This is a genomic window from Devosia sp. (assembly GCF_024707125.1).
Lineage (GTDB): Bacteria > Pseudomonadota > Alphaproteobacteria > Rhizobiales > Devosiaceae > Devosia.
Map to the genome: position 1 here is coordinate 694746 of NZ_JANQAH010000009.1, position 16200 is coordinate 710945.

At 62.7% G+C, this 16200-nt stretch carries 13 protein-coding genes and 1 pseudogene; 3 read left to right on the forward strand and 11 right to left on the reverse strand.

Annotated features, from left to right (window positions below):
• Positions 1-5: 5 nt before the first annotated feature.
• From NVV77_RS13500 to NVV77_RS13535, 8 genes are all read right to left on the reverse strand, one after another.
• Positions 6-2102, reverse strand: a complete 2097-nt coding sequence (locus tag NVV77_RS13500) for an ADP-ribosylglycohydrolase family protein (RefSeq protein ID WP_295414130.1) — start codon at positions 2100-2102, stop codon at positions 6-8.
• Positions 2103-2111: 9 nt separating this feature from the next.
• Positions 2112-2819 (reverse strand): ADP-ribosylglycohydrolase family protein, encoded by a 708-nt coding sequence (locus tag NVV77_RS13505; RefSeq protein ID WP_295414132.1) that lies wholly within the window; start codon positions 2817-2819, stop codon positions 2112-2114.
• Complete coding sequence (locus tag NVV77_RS13510; RefSeq protein ID WP_295414135.1) at positions 2764-3279, reverse strand: ADP-ribosylglycohydrolase family protein; 516 nt, start codon at positions 3277-3279, stop codon at positions 2764-2766. The genes NVV77_RS13505 and NVV77_RS13510 overlap by 56 nt, the downstream gene beginning before the upstream one ends.
• A gap of 217 nt (positions 3280-3496) precedes the next feature.
• Entirely contained in the window at positions 3497-4930 is a 1434-nt protein-coding gene (locus NVV77_RS13515) for an extracellular solute-binding protein (RefSeq protein WP_295414137.1), read from the reverse strand.
• Positions 4927-5148, reverse strand: a complete 222-nt coding sequence (locus NVV77_RS13520; protein WP_295414139.1) for a hypothetical protein — start codon at positions 5146-5148, stop codon at positions 4927-4929. The genes NVV77_RS13515 and NVV77_RS13520 overlap by 4 nt, the downstream gene beginning before the upstream one ends.
• On the reverse strand, positions 5145-6044 hold the full coding sequence (locus tag NVV77_RS13525; protein ID WP_295414142.1) for a carbohydrate ABC transporter permease: 900 nt from the start codon (positions 6042-6044) through the stop codon (positions 5145-5147). Before NVV77_RS13525 ends, NVV77_RS13520 begins: the two co-directional genes overlap by 4 nt.
• A complete protein-coding gene (locus NVV77_RS13530) occupies positions 6044-7054 on the reverse strand; it encodes a sugar ABC transporter permease (protein WP_295414144.1) in 1011 nt (336 codons plus the stop codon). The genes NVV77_RS13525 and NVV77_RS13530 overlap by 1 nt, the downstream gene beginning before the upstream one ends.
• 14 nt (positions 7055-7068) lie before the next feature.
• Positions 7069-8121, reverse strand: a complete 1053-nt coding sequence (locus NVV77_RS13535; RefSeq protein ID WP_295414146.1) for a LacI family DNA-binding transcriptional regulator — start codon at positions 8119-8121, stop codon at positions 7069-7071.
• Positions 8122-8322: 201 nt separating this feature from the next.
• Between NVV77_RS13535 and NVV77_RS13540 the strand changes: the two are divergent.
• A pseudogene (locus tag NVV77_RS13540) lies at positions 8323-10242 on the forward strand (ribonucleoside triphosphate reductase).
• On the forward strand, positions 10199-10852 hold the full coding sequence (locus NVV77_RS13545; protein WP_295414148.1) for an anaerobic ribonucleoside-triphosphate reductase activating protein: 654 nt from the start codon (positions 10199-10201) through the stop codon (positions 10850-10852). Before NVV77_RS13540 ends, NVV77_RS13545 begins: the two are co-directional and overlap by 44 nt.
• Here NVV77_RS13545 and NVV77_RS13550 read toward each other — a convergent pair.
• Positions 10849-12438 (reverse strand): copper resistance protein CopC, encoded by a 1590-nt coding sequence (locus NVV77_RS13550; protein ID WP_295414150.1) that lies wholly within the window; start codon positions 12436-12438, stop codon positions 10849-10851. The genes NVV77_RS13545 and NVV77_RS13550 overlap by 4 nt on opposite strands.
• 279 nt (positions 12439-12717) lie before the next feature.
• On the opposite strand from NVV77_RS13550, the gene hemN reads away from it, so the two are divergent.
• Positions 12718-14073 (forward strand): oxygen-independent coproporphyrinogen III oxidase, encoded by a 1356-nt coding sequence (gene hemN, locus NVV77_RS13555; protein WP_295414151.1) that lies wholly within the window; start codon positions 12718-12720, stop codon positions 14071-14073.
• On the opposite strand, the gene NVV77_RS13560 is transcribed toward hemN, so the two are convergent.
• Both NVV77_RS13560 and NVV77_RS13565 read right to left on the reverse strand, forming a co-directional pair.
• Complete coding sequence (locus tag NVV77_RS13560; RefSeq protein WP_295414153.1) at positions 14070-14654, reverse strand: UbiX family flavin prenyltransferase; 585 nt, start codon at positions 14652-14654, stop codon at positions 14070-14072. The genes hemN and NVV77_RS13560 overlap by 4 nt on opposite strands.
• Complete coding sequence (locus tag NVV77_RS13565; protein ID WP_295414155.1) at positions 14651-16162, reverse strand: UbiD family decarboxylase; 1512 nt, start codon at positions 16160-16162, stop codon at positions 14651-14653. Before NVV77_RS13565 ends, NVV77_RS13560 begins: the two co-directional genes overlap by 4 nt.
• Between the last annotated feature and the right edge of the window lie 38 nt (positions 16163-16200).

Genomic DNA, 16200 nt, shown 5'->3' on the forward strand with positions numbered 1-16200 from the left:
GCCTCCTACTTTTCCGTCACGGCAAAGCGGTCAACCGCCATGCGGCCCGCCGATCCAAGCCGCAGCCCGGACATGCCATAGGCAAAGGTCTTGTCAGTTGCGGACCCCAAAACCTTGCCGTCGATCGAGAGCGCCAGCTTGTCGCCCTCAACAGCAAGCTCGACGCGATAGACGCGACCGGCCTCCGGCTTGAACGGCACGCTCGCGAGCACCGTCTGCCCAAAGTCATGCTTTACGATGACGGCTTCACCATTCTGGAACCCGGCCGCATAGAACCGCCCCGTGCCCTGCACGCGCGCCGTCACCAGTTGCGATTGCCCTGCAAGCACTTCGAGATCGGCCGACACGGTCACGTCGCGGCTATAATAATGCCCTGTCCACATATCGGCATCGCTCGACGCATGCCCATGGATACGGCCAAACTGCTTGGTCCAGTGCCCGCGGTTCCAGGTAAAGCGCGAAATCGCGCCCCATTCCTGGATTTCCGTCGCCGGATCAATCGTCAGATGCCCCGGTCCCGACACGCTGAAATCCGCGAGGAACAGGCGCCCGAGGAACTTCAGGCGCCCAAAATACTCGACCGAAATACCGATCTCGTCGATCGCCTCGACCCCATCGGGCACCACGAATTCATAGTCCTGCCAGCCTTCATGCGAAGGCACATGCCAGGCGCCGGTTTCCTCGATCGTCCCGCTCATGGCGCGACGCACATAGGGCGCCACCCGCAGATTGCCGTCGCCATTCCACGGATCGAGCCACAGCTTGAATTTGACGACCTGGCCAGCATCCACCACCGGCGTGAACATCGGGCGATAGCGCTCGTCGTCAAAATCGCTGCGGCGATAGAACGGCTTCCAGAAAATCCGCCCACCCTGTCCACGCTCCAACCGATCAAGCTGGATCTCCAGCGACCCGCGCGACCCCTCGACATGCCGCTCTTCCGAGTGCTTCAGGCTGATCTGATTGAAGCCTTCCGTACGGAACCCATGCGTCGAACCCGGCAGGTCGAAATCAAACCGCAGCCCGCGGCGGGTAAGATCTTCCAGCCACAGCGCCGGCACATCGCGCCCGGCCAGTTGCAGCGCCAGCACCGTCAGCTCCCGCGCAAAGCTCGGGATATCGACGATATTGATCGAGCCCACGATGCCCGAAGCAATCAGAAAATCGCTGATCGGCTTGCGATACTTGTCCCAGCCCGCGTCGAGCCCCTGGAACGTCCCGACGATGGCCGCGGCATTGCCTGCGTTACAGTCGGTATCCCAGCCCGCCATGGTGGCGATCTCGGCCGTGCGCGGCAGCGAACCCGCACCATAAAGGATCGACATGATGGTCACCCCGGCATTGGGGATGATGTGGCAGACGCCGGGATAGCGATCATAGCCCCAGTCAGCCGTCAGCATGTCGCGGCATGCCCGCCAATTGTCCGGATTGGCCTTATGGAAATCGATCACCGCCCGGCAAACTTTTGCGTAAGTCGAGTTCGCTTCAATCTGCGCCATCGCCGTCTCGATGATCTCGTCGATCGACTTGGCTTCAAACGCCGCCGCAATCGCCGCCGCGCAGAACCGCGCGCCATTGAGCCCATCGCCATCATGCGCCACTGATGCCGCCATGGCCGACATATCGGCCGCGCGCTTGGGATTGCCCGGGTTCACCCAGCCCCAGCTATCGATGAAAATCTGCCCGCCGATCTGCTCGGCGACCGTCGTGCCATTGGTGGCAATCGAGCCCGAATGCGGCGCCGGAATGCCGGCCTGCAGGTTCTTGTAGGCGGTGTGTTCCGTCGAAACGCCAAACCCGCCCCACCAATACATGCCATGCTCTTCAGCCGCATAGTTGAGCCAGGTCTTGCCGACATCCTCGGCCGTGCACTCGAGCCCATAATCGCGCAGCGCCCGGATGAAATAGACGGGGCCATTGGTGTCGTCGTCAGCGGCGAAATTCTTGAAATCGCGGAGATATTCCGTCACCTCGCCATAGGTCTTCTGGATGCGGTCATAGCTCCAGATGGTCGGCTCCACGGGCGCGCCGAGCCGCACGCCGATGGCCTTGGCGATGAAGCCGGCATAGATCTTTTCAAGGATTTGTTGTTCGGAGAGCATGGGCAACTTTCAGGCGAGATTGAGTTGAGCAAAGGCCTCTTCGCGGGCGCGGGCAGCGGCGCGATCAGCGGCAATGATTTTGGAAGCCGTCGCCGCAAAGGCGTCAGCCGAATTCATGAGATCGAGGCGATTGGCCGAATTGAGCTGGGCGAGATCAGCCTCATCAATGACCGCCTCGCCGTGCAGCGCCCCTAGAATGGCGCCGGCCATGACGCCGATGGAATCGGTATCGCGCCCCGAATTGATCCCGTCCTCGATCGAGGTCCTAAAATTCCCCTGGTTGAGGAGGCAGAAGCCAAGCGCCAGGGGTAATTCCTCGATCGCCTGCAACCGGCTCGGTCGATAGGCATCGGTCAACCGCCCCACCTTTTCGGGCATGTGGTTGACGTCGTCGCCCATCACCGAGAAGGGCGCGATGGCAGCATGAAACGCGTCGCAAATTTCTGCATGCTCCGCCCCGCTGCCGCGCAGTCGATTGGCCACGTCGGCAATTTCGGCAATCGCATCGCGCGTGCCGTCCTTGGCGAGGCCCAGGACGGTCTCCACAACACCTTCAATAGTCTTTCCCGGCACAAAGGCCGCAGCCACCGCCGCCGCCGTCACGCCGGCCGCTTCGAGCCCATAGCTTTCCTGATGTCCCGCCGCAAAGGCGATCGCCTCGTCATAGGCCGCCCGCGGATTGGCCGCATTGGCGACCCCGATCGGGGCGATATACATAGCCGCCCCGCAATTCACCATATTGCCGATCCCCCTGGCGCGGGTCGCAATTGGACAATTGGTGACGCTGGAAAATCCACTTTTCGGGATAAAACAGCCGATCGATCAGCATGGCTTCGCGCTGCAATTCCGGCACCCAGCGCGGCGTCCAGGCGATCTGCTTGACCATGCCGTCGGCCATGTCCCAGGCGTCGAGATGCCGGCCGGTATCGGCATAAATATCCATCAGCGCCAGCGTCATCATCGTATCGTCGGTGATGATGCCGTCGCCGCGCACGCGATGGTTCCGCTGTTCGGGCGGCAGATCCATCTTGTGCCAGCGCGTCATCACCGATGTTACGCGGCCATAGCGCGCCCTGATCTGCGCCGCCGACAGTTTTTCAACCGGCGCGCCCAGCGCATCTCCCAGGGCAATGCCATAAAGCATGGCCCGAATGCGGGACTGGAAGGATGGGGTCATGTCGACTCCGACTCTGCTTATTTAGTTTCTACCGGGCCTGTGACCCGGCTCTTGCTGTACGCTTTCAGTCGACACCCTCCCCCTTGTGGGGAGGGATCAAGGGTGGGGGTGTGAGCCACGACATCGTGGCTCCCAGCACCCCCTCCCAACCTCCCCCCATCAAGGGGAGGTGCCGTCCTGTGGGCCTGACAGCATCCCGCCAGGCCCGGTCTTTGGCTTACTCGCCCAACACAGTCCGGGCGTGCTCGGCCATGCGCTCGCCGCCGGCAGCGTTGTATTCGGCGACAAACGCATCCCACTGGTCGATCCCGGCTTCGCCGGTCACGAACTTGGCAACCCACGAGCGATAGACCTGCTCGGTCGCATCGACATCGGCGGCGTATTCGGCCGGCCAGACAAAGGCATTGTCAGCCACGAAATTCGCCTTGATTGTATCGAGTGCTTCCTGCGCGGTGGCCGAGAGCAGCGGGGTCGGCGGGGTCCAGTTGGCAGCGTTGAAGAAGCGCGCATACCAAGTCGAGATTTGGTCGGTGAAGGTCACCGCGCCGCTCGCGTCCTTGGTATATTGCGTGCCTTCAAAGCCCATGCGGTCGATATCCTGGCCTTCCTTGGAAGCCATGAAATCGAGCACCTTGAAGGCCTCTTCCTTGTGCTCGGAGAGCGAGGAAATGGCCCAGCCGCGCGATTCCTTGGAAACGTCGACCGCTGCCAGACCCTGGCCGCCTGGGCCCGAGGGGATGGGCAGCAGGGTGAGGGAAATGTCCTCGCCCGGATGCGCCTGGCGCATCTTGCCCGCATAGATGTCGATCACTTCGGGTGAAGAGCCAAACACCACGCCGGCCTTGCCGGTGTAGAACTTGTCTTCCTTCACGTCGAAAGTGTTGGTGACATATTCCTTGTCGAAGAGGCCCTTTTCCGCGAGCCGCGCATAGAACTCGATCTTGGCCTTTTCGGCATCGGTCACGCGCGAATTGACCCACTGGCCATCGGCATTCTTCATCCAGGTGCCGGTCACGCCAAAAGCCTGGTTGAAGATGGAGTCCAGTTCCCCCGTATTGCCAAAGCCGGTCAGGCCCAGCGTATTGCCGGCCGTGCCATCGCCATCGAGATCGGCGTCGTGAATGGCCTGGAACAGAGCTTCATAGTCCTCGACGGTCTTGGGCGCTTCGAGCCCGAGCTTTTCGAGCCAATCCTGGCGGATCACCGGCTGCGGTGCGCGCGGCGGGTAGATGTAGAGCAGGTACGGATAGTTCGCGAGGCGATCGACATTGTGCGGCCAGAGGGCAGCCTTCACATGCTGTGAACCTTCAATGTGGGCCGTCAGGTCTTCGAGAATCCCTTGGTCGGCCATCTTCTGGTCGCCGCCCTGGAAGTAGATGATGTCAGGAATATCGCCCGAGAGCAGCATCACGCCCAGCGCTTCGCCATAGGCCGAAGTGCCGCTCGGCAGGTCGATCGTCTGGATATCGACATCGACGCCCTGCGCCTTGAGCGCGGCTTCGATGGCTTCGATTTCCTTCACGTCATCGGGATTGGTCGAAAGCAGGTCCTTGCTGACAAGGCGCAGCGTCGTCTGGGCCATGGCCGGCGCGGCAATGCCGGCCAGCATGGCAACAGCCGTCGTCGCCAGGAGCAGTTTCTTCAGTGTCATTGGTAGTCTCCTCCGTTGTTTTTAGTCACACCGCTTGCGCGGAATTTTTGGAATTTTGGCTCGGTGGCTCCCCGCCAGCGGCCCTCCTTCTCGACCCTCTCCCCGCCGTCATTGCCCGGCTTGTCCGGGCAATCCAGCGATGCCGAGGCATCCCATGGACCACCCGGACAAGCCGGGTGGTGACGACCATCGAGAATGTTGATCGAACCAAGCGTCATCCCTTCAGCGCCCCCGACATGGTGCCCTTGGTGAAATATTTGAGGATGAGCGGGTAGATCGCCAGGATCGGCAGGATGGTGATGAAGATCATCCCGGCCTTCAGCGCGCGAATGTTGATCTGCGCCAGCCCGATATTGTTGTTGGCATTGTTCGCCCCGACGATGGCGATCTTGTCGCCCTCGATGACGAACTGCCGCAGCACCACCTGCAGCGGCCACTTGGTCTGGTCGTTGAGGTAGATCATCGAGCGGAAAAACTCGTTCCAGTGCAGCACGAAATAGAACAGCGCGATGGTGGCAAGCGCGGGCTTCGCCAGCGGCAGCACAACCATGAAAAAGGTCTGGAACGGATTGGCGCCATCGAGCTCGGCGGCTTCCAGCAGCTCCTTCGGAATCTCCTCGAAGAAGCGCACGAGGATGATCAGGTACCAGGCGCTGACCGCCTTGTAGAGGATCACCGACCAGGGCGAATTGAGGAGGCCCAGCCGCTTCATCAAAAAGTAGTCGGGAATGATGCCCGGCTCGAACACGATGGTGACGAGCACCATAAGAAAGATCAGGCGCCGCCCCGGCAGGCCCGGCCGCGACAGCCCCCAGGCCATCAGCGCCGTACCCATCACGCCGATCAGCACGCTGGTCGAGGTCATCCAGATCGAGTTGAACAGCCCGCGCTGCACATTGGGGTGCTGCAGGAGCAGCATCCACACATCGAGCGAGAACCCATCGGGCACGATGGAAAGTCCCGAGAATCCGGCCACCTTGCTCGGGTCAGTGAACGACAGGGCAAGCAGGTTCAAGAGCGGCTGCAGGGTAAAGACGACCAGCAGCAGCAGGGTTGAAACGATGAGCACATATTCGACCCGCTCAAGCGGGCTGCGACGCACCTGGCTAGCCATTACCACACTCCCTTGCCGGTCAGCTTCTTGCTGACGAGATGCGAGGTGATCACGAGGATCATGCCGATGACGGCCTTGAAGAGGCCGGCGGCGGTGGCGAGGGCGTATTCGCCCGTCGAGAGGCCCAGCCGGTAGACATAGGTGTCGAGGATATCGATGGTCGAAGCGTTGACGTCGTTCTGCATGTTGATGACCTGGTTGAGGTCGGCGCTGAGGAACATGCCCATATTGAGAATGAAGAGCGTCGCGATGGTCGGCACGATGCCGGGGATGGTGACGTGCCAGATTTTCTGCCAGCGATTGGCTCCATCCATCTCGGCCGCTTCATAGAGCTGCGGATCGATGGCGAAGATGGCGGCGAGATAGAGCAGGCTGTCCCAGCCGGCCGAGCGCCAGATTTCCGAGATCACCAGCACCCAGCGAATGGTGCCGGTATTGGTCATGTAGCTGATCGGCTGGAAGCCGAGCGCGGTCTGGATCTGGTTGACCGCGCCATCGGTGGGGGAGAGCAGGGCGATGAACACGCCCGAGATGACGACCCAGGAGAGGAAGTGCGGCAGGTAGATCGCCGACTGCAGCGTACCGCGCAGCCTGCCGCTGCGGATTTCATTGAGCAGCAGCGCCACGATGATTGGCACGGGGAAGACGAAGAGGATCTTCATGCCCGAGATGATCAGCGTATTGGCGAGCACCTGATAAAAGATCGGCGAGGAGAACAGGACCTGAAAGTTCTTCAGCCCGACCCAGATATTGGGCGGGATGATGCGCACCTGCTCGAAAGCCATCTTGGCTTCCCAGATCGGTACGTAGTGCCAGATGATGAAAAAGATCAGTCCCGGCGCCATCATGGCGTAATAGGGCCACCACTGTCGCACTTGCGCCCTGAACGTTACGCCAGACGGTAGCAGTCTGTTACCCAACTCCTGCCCCGCACCACCAGTAGTGGCATTGGCGTTGGGAACGTTCCCATTGTTGGGTGCAGCAATGCCACCAGCACTTGGTTCCGCCATCAGTCAGATCCTCCCTACCCCGCCAGTTTGCGGGGTTCGCGCGACAGATCGGCGAGCGAGGCCCGATCGATCAGCCGGCAAGGCATATAGACGCGGCCGTGTTCCGGCCGTCCTTCGATTTCGTCGAAAAGGCTCTCCACCGCCCGCGTGCCGATATCCCGGCCGGGCTTGGCAATGGTCGTCAATCCCGGAAGCGTAAAAGCGCCTGACGGGATGCCGTCAAAGCCAAGGATCGACACATCTTCAGGGCAGCGCAGCCCGCGCTCGCGCACCGCCATCATGGCGCCGATCGCCATCATGTCATTGGCGGCAAAGACGCAGATATGGCCGACATGCGGGCGGTCGAGTAGCCGCAACATGGCCTGCCGCCCGCCCTCGAACGTATATTCGCCGTCCTCGACAACAAGCTGGGCAGGGTCCACATCCCTCTCGATGCAATGACGCTGCACAGTGTTGAGAAAGCGCGTGCGCGCCAGGCGGAATTTCGGCCCGGCAATAATCAGCGGCGCATGGTGTCCCTTGGAAACCAGATGGTTCAGCCCCAGCGTCACTGCCTGGGCAATATCGGAGCCAACGCTCGACACATCGGCAAAGCGCTCCGCGCTCGAACCGATCAGCACGAAGGGCAGGCCGAACCGGTCGAGATCATCGAGCGCGTCCGAAACCGGATTGACGATCGCTCCATCAACGCGCGCCCGACGCAGGGCCCGCAAATGGCTCTCTTCCTTGGCCGGGTCCCAGTCCGAGGAAAACACCAGCAGCGAAACATCCGCCTCCGCCGCCCGATCCTGCGCGCCCCGCGCCACATCGGCCCAGAAGGGGTTGGTGATATCGGGAATGACGAGGCCCAGCATGCCAGACCGCCCGGAGCGCATCCCCACCGCCAGGTGATTGCGCTCATAGCCCACCGCCTTGGCCGCCGCGAGCACCCGCTCGCGCGTCTCATCGAGAATGCTTTCCGCGCCCGCAAGCGCCCGCGCCGCGGTGCTTTTCGACACCCCGGCCCGTTCAGCCACATCGATGATGGTAGGCCGGCGCTTGCGCAACGGCAGATCCTCCGCGGTCAATTTGCCATGACCTTCGTGGGAACGTTACCACGCGTTAGCGCGATGTCAACCGTCCAGCAACCAATCCGCCAGTTCGGACACGAAGTGCTAGCCAGTCGGGGCCGATCTTTGCGTCAGCGCAAAGACGGTCAAAGCATACCACATCTATACATTTCGCAGTCGCGCCATACTAAGGGTTGTGAAATGCATCGCGAAAAACCAGTGAATCCGCAGACAGTGGCGCCCCAGGTCGCGGTTGGCCAGAGTATCGAGGAATATCTCAACCGCTCCGACTGGCGGGTGAACGCCAATGCCAATCAGGGCTATTCGCTGGGCGGCCTCATCCTCAACATTTCGGGCAAGGTTGTCGCCAATTATTGGTTGTCCCACCTCTATCCCGCCGAAATCGGAGAGGCCCATCGCGAGGGCGACATCCACATCCATGACCTTGACGTGCTCGCGGGCTATTGCGCCGGCTGGTCGCTGCGAATGCTCCTGACCGAGGGACTCAACGGGGTGCCGGGCAAGGTCGAATCCGGCCCGCCAAAGCATTTTTCGAGCGCCGTCGGGCAGATCGTCAATTTCCTCGGCACGCTGCAGAACGAATGGGCCGGCGCCCAGGCCTTTAGTTCCTTCGACACCTATATGGCGCCCTTCATCCGCAAGGATGGGCTCAGCTATCGGCAGGTCCTGCAGTCAATGCAGGAGCTGGTCTACAATCTCAACGTGCCCTCGCGCTGGGGCACCCAAACCCCCTTCACCAATCTCACTTTCGACTGGACCTGTCCGGAGGACCTCAGGGATCAGGTGCCGCTGATCGGCGGGGAGGAGATGCAGTTCCGCTATGGCGATCTTCAGGCCGAAATGGACATGATCAACCGCGCCTATATCGAGGTGATGAGCAATGGCGACGCCCTGGGGCGCGTCTTCACCTTCCCGATCCCCACTTACAATATTGCGCCCGATTTCCCCTGGGACAGCGAGAATGCCGACCGGCTTTTCGACATGACGGCCAAATACGGTCTGCCCTATTTCCAGAACTTCCTCAATTCCGAGCTCAAGCCGCACATGATCCGCTCCATGTGCTGCCGCCTGCAACTCGACCTCACCGAATTGCTCAAGCGCGGCAATGGCCTTTTCGGCAGCGCCGAACAGACCGGTTCCATCGGCGTTGTGACGGTCAATTGCGCCCGGCTGGGCCATGTCTATCGCGGTGACGAAGCCGGGCTTTTTGCCCGCCTCGATGCTCTCCTCGATCTCGGGCGCCTCAGTCTCGAGATCAAGCGCGACGTAGTGCAGCGCTATATGGACGAAGGGCTCTATCCCTATACCAGGCGCTATCTCGGCACGCTGCGCAATCATTTCTCGACGCTCGGGGTCAATGGCGTCAACGAGATGATCCGCAATTTCACTGGCGATTGCGAAGACATCACCACAGCCTGGGGGCATGCCTTTGCGGTGCGCGTGCTCGATCATGTGCGCAAGCGCATTGCCCAGTTTCAGGAAGAAACCGGCACCATGTTCAACCTCGAAGCGACGCCCGCCGAGGGCGCCACCTATCGCTTCGCCAAGGAGGACCGGAAGCGGTTTCCCGGCATCATCCAGGCCGGAACCGACGAAAATCCCTACTATACCAACTCCAGCCAGCTCCCCGTCGGCTTCACCGACGACCCCTTCGAGGCGCTCGAAAAGCAGGACGAATTGCAGCGCAAATATACCGGCGGCACGGTGCTGCATCTCTATATGGGTTCGCGCCTGTCCTCGGGCGCGGCCTGCAAAAAGCTGGTGAAGCGGGCGCTGAGCAATTTCCGCCTGCCCTACATCACCGTCACCCCGACATTCTCGATCTGCCCCACCCACGGCTATCTCGAAGGCGAGCACGCCTTCTGTCCCAAATGCGACGCCGAACGGCTCGCAGCCAAGCGGCAGGCCGCCGCATGCTGAAAGGAAAACCGCATGAACATGATGACGACAAAGCCGTTGCGCGCCGAAATCACCCTCACCGAAGAAGAGCGTCAGCCCTGCGAGGTCTGGACCCGCGTCATGGGCTATCATCGCCCCGTTTCCTCCTTCAATCGCGGCAAGAAGGGCGAGCACAATGAGCGTCGGTTCTTCAGCGAAAAGCAGGCAGCGCTCGGCTGAGCTGCGCGTTGGCGGGCTCACGAAAATCTCCACCTGCGATTGGCCCGGCGAACTGGTTGCCACCATTTTTTGCCAGGGCTGCCCCTGGGATTGCGGCTATTGCCACAATCCCCACCTCATCCCTCCCACCTCAGAGGACACGATCCCGTGGTCCGAGGTCATGGATTTTCTTGCGAGCCGCCGGGGGCTGCTTGATGGTGTCGTCTTTTCCGGCGGCGAGCCAACCCTGCAGGCCGCATTGCCCGAGGCGATAAGGGCAGTGCGAGGCCTCGGTTTTCGGATCGGCCTCCACAGTGCCGGCCCCTATCCGGGCCGGCTGGCGCAGGTGCTGCCGCTGATCGATTGGATCGGCTTCGACGTCAAAGCCGCCTTTGCCGAATATCAGCGCGTCACCGGGGTTGCCGGCAGCGGCGCCAAGGGTCGGGCCAGCCTTCTCAAGGTTCTGGCGAGCGGCATTGCCTGCGATATCCGTACCACGGTGCACGACCTATTGCTCGACGAAATGGCTCTGGCGCGGCTGACCACCGAGCTTGAAACGCTCGGTGTTCCCGCCCATCGCCTGCAGCCGTTCCGGGCGACAGGCTGCACAAATCCGGCGCTGCTGGCCTAGGGCACCAGATCGAACTCGCCGCTGAGTTTGACCAATTCGAAATCGCTGACGCGCACCTCGACCTCCACCGTCCAGGCGCCGGGCAGGGGCAGCGGCATGCCGTTGGCGTGCCAGGTCCCCGCTGCATCCACCTCGGCCGAACGCGTCATGGGCGCAAGATCGACGCCGACCAACTCCACCGAAAGCCGCACCGCCCTGGGGGCGACTGTTTCGCCATCCGCCGTCGAGAGGCCGATGCTGAAATCGACCGGTCCGACTTTTGCCGGCGCAATCTGGACCGTGGCAACAAAGTCGCCTTGGGTGAGGGTCAGTTCGGCCGCCACCGGCTGTTCAAGGGCCAGAGCCCGCGGCGGCGGGGTAAAGCGCCAGCCGGAAACGAGGCAGAGAATGGCAAGGACCAGGATGATTTCGCCAAGGATGGACCGGCGCATGCGCCCGATCGCCCCGGCATCCCCCGCCGCGGCGGGCGCGGTCAGCGCCCAGCGGTTCCAGCAGGCTATGGCAAAGAGCCCGGCCAGCAGCAGCAGTTTTGCGCCGAGAATGGCGCCATAGCCCGAGAGCCAGGCGGGACCGGGCCAGCCCAATTGCACAACGGCCAGAACCAGGCCGGACGCGACCAGCGGCACCACGGCGAAGGGAATGGCGCGGGAGAATTTGACGAGTGGCAGCGTCGCCACGGCGGGGTCGGCGCGCAACAGCAGGATCAGCGGATAAAGCGCGCCCACCCACCAGGCGATGGCGACCACATGGAGGAAAAGCGCCGGCTTCATCAGCCATTGCGGCTGGGCAGCGCTTGCATGCCCGCTAAGGGAAACGGCGAGGCCGACCAAAAGAATGGCGGCAATGCCCAGGCCTTTGCCCCAGCCGTCACTCTTTGCGCCAAGGCCCACCAAGGCGATCACCAGGGCGCCCAGCGCCACCAGACTCGTCTGCCCGTAGACGGAAGCGACGCCCACAACCCAGACCCGGCCCTCCGCAAGATTGCCAAGCCCGAGCCCCAGAATATCGAGGCCCTGGAGGCCGATGACCAAAAGCGCGGCCACCATGCCCGCAACCGTGGTGACCATGCTCAGGCGCCGGGCCGGTTGGGGAAGATCGGGCGATAGCGCCCGAAAGGCCGCGCCGCCCGCCCCGAAGAAAAGACCGATAAAGAGAACGATCCGGGTCACCCAAAGCATGGTCGCCACCTCCGAATGGAGTGGGGTCACCTCAGCCACGACAGGTTCGGCGCCCGCAGCGCCGACGGAAAAGCTCGTCGTGCCGGCTATGGGATGCCCATCTGCAGAAATCGCGCGCCAGCTGATCACACGCGTTCCCACCGCCTGATCGGCGGGCAGTTCGATGGTGAGGGCGTTCCCCACCGCAGAAACCGTGTCGAGCGGGCTCGTGGCGCCATCGAGGCCGACAAGGAGCACGGCAAGCGGGCTGACCGGTTCGTTGAAGGTCAGGACCAGCTCGGTCGGCGCTTCAGTGAGCACGGCGCCGTCGGCCGGCTGCGCGCTGAGCAGGCTCGCATGGGCAAAGACCGGCAGCGTGAAAACGATCGTCAGGAGCGCGACAACCGCGGCGGCGACTAGGCTACGCAAGGCTAACTCCGGCTAGAAGGAAAGCACTGTGTCCACGACGCGCTTTCCTGGGGTGAGTGGTGGCGCTCGTCCAACACAATTGCAGCCTCATAGCGCTCTTTCATCGGCATGGGCACTCAATAGGCGCATTCGCCCCCATTGCACTTGTTCTGGATCAACCGAGGCCATCCCATCCGGAAGGTGAGGCATGCGCGCAATCCCGATCCGGTTTGATCCGCATCAATCTCGCTTTCGTCCCCGAGTGATACTGGCTCTTGGTCAAACAAATCAGGTGCGGCGATGCAGGACCAAACCACTTTTCTGGTCGAGAAATATTCAACGCCGGTTCCCCGCTATACCAGCTATCCCACGGCGCCGCATTTTCATGCCGGCATCGACACGAAAACCTATGCCCGCTGGCTCGCGGCCCTGCCCGAGCGCGCCACCATCTCGCTCTATCTCCACATTCCCTATTGCGATCGGCTCTGCTGGTTCTGCGGGTGCCACACCAAGCACACGCTGCGCTATGAGCCGGTCGCCGACTATCTGCTGGCGCTTTACGACGAAATCGCCTGGGTTTCCCAGCAATTGCGCGGGCGTGGCAAGGTGACGGCCATCCACCTCGGTGGCGGCTCGCCGACCCTGCTTGCGCCCGAGGATTTTGTGGTGCTCAAGCAAAAACTCGCGGAGCATTTCAATATCGCGCCTGATGCCCAGATCAGCATCGAGATCGACCCCAATGATCTCGATGACGGGCGCTACGACGCCATGGCCGATTTCGGCCTGACCCGCGCCAGCATCGGGGTGCAGGATTTTGACCCCAAGGTGCAGCAGGCGATCAACCGTCTGCAGACGTTTGAACAGACGCGGGACGTTGTCGCCGCCATGCGGGCGCGAAATGTCCGCTCGGTCAATCTCGACCTCCTCTATGGCCTGCCGCATCAGACCGAGGCGGGGCTCGAAAGCACTATCGCTTCGGCCTTGTCCCTGGCGCCCGATCGGGTGGCGCTCTTTGGCTATGCCCATGTGCCCTGGATGAAACCGCACCAGAAGATGATCCCCGAAGCAGCCTTGCCCGATCGTCACGCCCGTTTCGCCCAGGCGCAACTGGCCGCGGAACGGCTCGAGGCGTCGGGCATGGAAGCTATCGGCTTTGACCATTTTGCCCGGCCCGACGATGGGCTGGCGATTGCCGCCCGCACCGGCCGGCTCAGGCGCAATTTCCAGGGCTATACCGAAGATGGCGCCGATGCGCTGATCGGGCTTGGCGCTTCCGCCATCGGCCAATTGCCGCAGGGCTATGTGCAGAACATCACCGCGACCGGCGAGTATCGCAAGGCCGTCGCAGGCGGCAATGGCGCCATAGCCAAGGGTTTTGCCCTGATGCCGGCGGACAAATTACGCGCCCATGCCATCATGACACTGCTGTGCAAATTCACCCTCTCGCCCCGCGACCTCTCGGGCTTCGGCGAAGCCGGCCTGGCGCTGTTCCACGAAATAGAGGCCATTGCCCTGGTTGATGAGGATGGACTGGTGGAAATGGCCGAGGGGCAATTCCGCGTCACCGCTCGCGGCCGCCCCTTCGTGCGCTCCATCGCCGCGCGTCTCGACAGCTATTTCGGCCAGGGCGCCGCGCGCCACTCGCTGGCGGTCTAGGCAAGACCCTGCCCGGTCCACGGGCGGGCCTCGGGCTCGCCCGGCAGCGCGAGCAGGTCAATGGCGCGCGCCGCCAGATGATCGACAATGTCGGCAACCGTCTGTGGCAATTGATAAAAGGCCGGAACGGGCGGCATCACCGTGGCACCCATTTCGGTGACCGCCAGCATGTTTCGCAAATGGCCCAGATGCAGCGGCGTCTCGCGCGCCAAAAGCACCAGCCGCCGACGCTCCTTGAGCTGCACATCGGCGGCGCGAGCAATCAGATTGTCGCTGATGCCGCAGGCAATGGCGGCGAGCGTGCGCATGGAGCAGGGCGCCACGATCATTCCCGCGACCCGGAAGGAGCCGCTGGCAATGCTGGCCCCGATATCGTCATGGGCGTGAAACTGGAATGCCAGACGACGCAATCGTTCGAGCGCGTCCGCGTCCACTTCGTGTCGCAAGGTCCGCTCGGCAGAGGGCGAAACCACGACATGGGTTTCCACATCGCCACGCGCCGCCAGTTTTTCAACCGCGCGCAGGCCGAGAGCCGCCCCCGAAGCGCCGGTCAGGGCGACAATGACGCGTTGCTTGCTCATATGCTCAATCCCAGGCTTGGCCAGATAGCGTCAATGCGGGCGGCCACGTCTGCCGACATGGCAAGCGGTCGCCCCCATTCGCGGCTGGTTTCCGCGCCGATCTTGTTGGTGGCATCAAGCCCCAGCTTGCCCCCGAGACCGGGATGCGCCGAGGCAAAGTCGAGATAGTCGATGGGCGTATCGGGCACGACAACCAGGTCGCGCGGGGCATCGAAGCGGGTGGAGAGAGCCCAGATGACATCGGCCCAGTTGCGCACATCGATATCGGGATCGACGGCAATGATCAGCTTGGTCATGCTGAATTGCGGCAGCATGGACCAGAGCCCCATCATCACCCGCCGCGCCTGGCCCGGATAGCGCTTGTCCACGGCCACAACCATGGCGCGATAGGAACAGGCCTCCGGCGGCAACCACAGATCGGTGATCTCGGGAAATTGCCGCCTGGCCAGCGGCACGAAGAGCGGCGTCATCGCCTCGCCGAGCCGGGAAGGCTCGTCCGGCGGGCGCCCGGTATAGGTCGAGAGATAGATCGGGTCGCGCCGGGAAGTCACGGCCGAAACCGTCATCACCGGAAACGGTTCGACGCCATTATAGTAGCCGGTATGGTCGCCATAGGGGCCTTCGGGTGCCGTTTCACCGGCCGAAACCGTCCCTTCGATCACCATTTCCGCCTCGGCCGGCACGGGCAGGTCGACGCTGGTGGCCCGCCCCACCGGACTGGCGCGGCGGCGCAATACGCCGGCAAAGGCCATTTCGTTGATGCCGTCGGGCAGGGGCATGACCGCCGCCAGAATGGTCGCGGGATCGGCGCCGATGGCGACCGCAATGGGCATGTCGCGGCCCTGTTTCTGCCAGAGCCGATGATGCCGTGCGCCGCCCCGGCTCGGCAGCCAGCGCACAATCGCCCGGTTCGGCCCCAGGACCTGCATGCGATAGATGCCGACATTGATGTCATCGGGATCGTCCGGCGCCCGGGTGATGACCAAAGGCCAGGTGATCAGCGGCGCCGGCTCTCCGGGCCAGCACCACTGCACCGGCAATCGCGTCAGGTCTATGGCCCCATTTTCGCGAACCACCTGCTGGCAGGCGGGACGTTGCACGCTTTTGGTGCGCAGGGTCAGCGCCGCCTTCAGCATGTCGCGCTGCGCCCAGGCGGCCCTGAGATTGCGCGGTGGTTTTGGCGAGCGCAGGTCTGCCAGCGCCTCCCCCAGAGCCGGCAGATCGGCAGCGTCGAGCCCCATCCCCAGCGCCACGCGCTCAACCGTGCCAAAGAGGTTGACGAGGATGGGCATCGAGGCGGCCGTGCCATCGGCGAGCTCGGGCTTTTCCACCAGCAGCGCCGGCCCGTGATCGGCCAGCACCCGACGATGGATCTCGGTGATCTCGTGCCGCGCGCTGACCGGCTGGGAAATTCGCTTCAGCAGCCCGCGTGTTTCCAAAAGGTCCAGAAAACCCCGAAGCGTGTCGGCGGTGGGGTGGCGCAGCGGCGGGAGCAGGGGAGAGGACATGGCGAGACCCTAGCGCCGTCAATCCCACCCATCTTTGC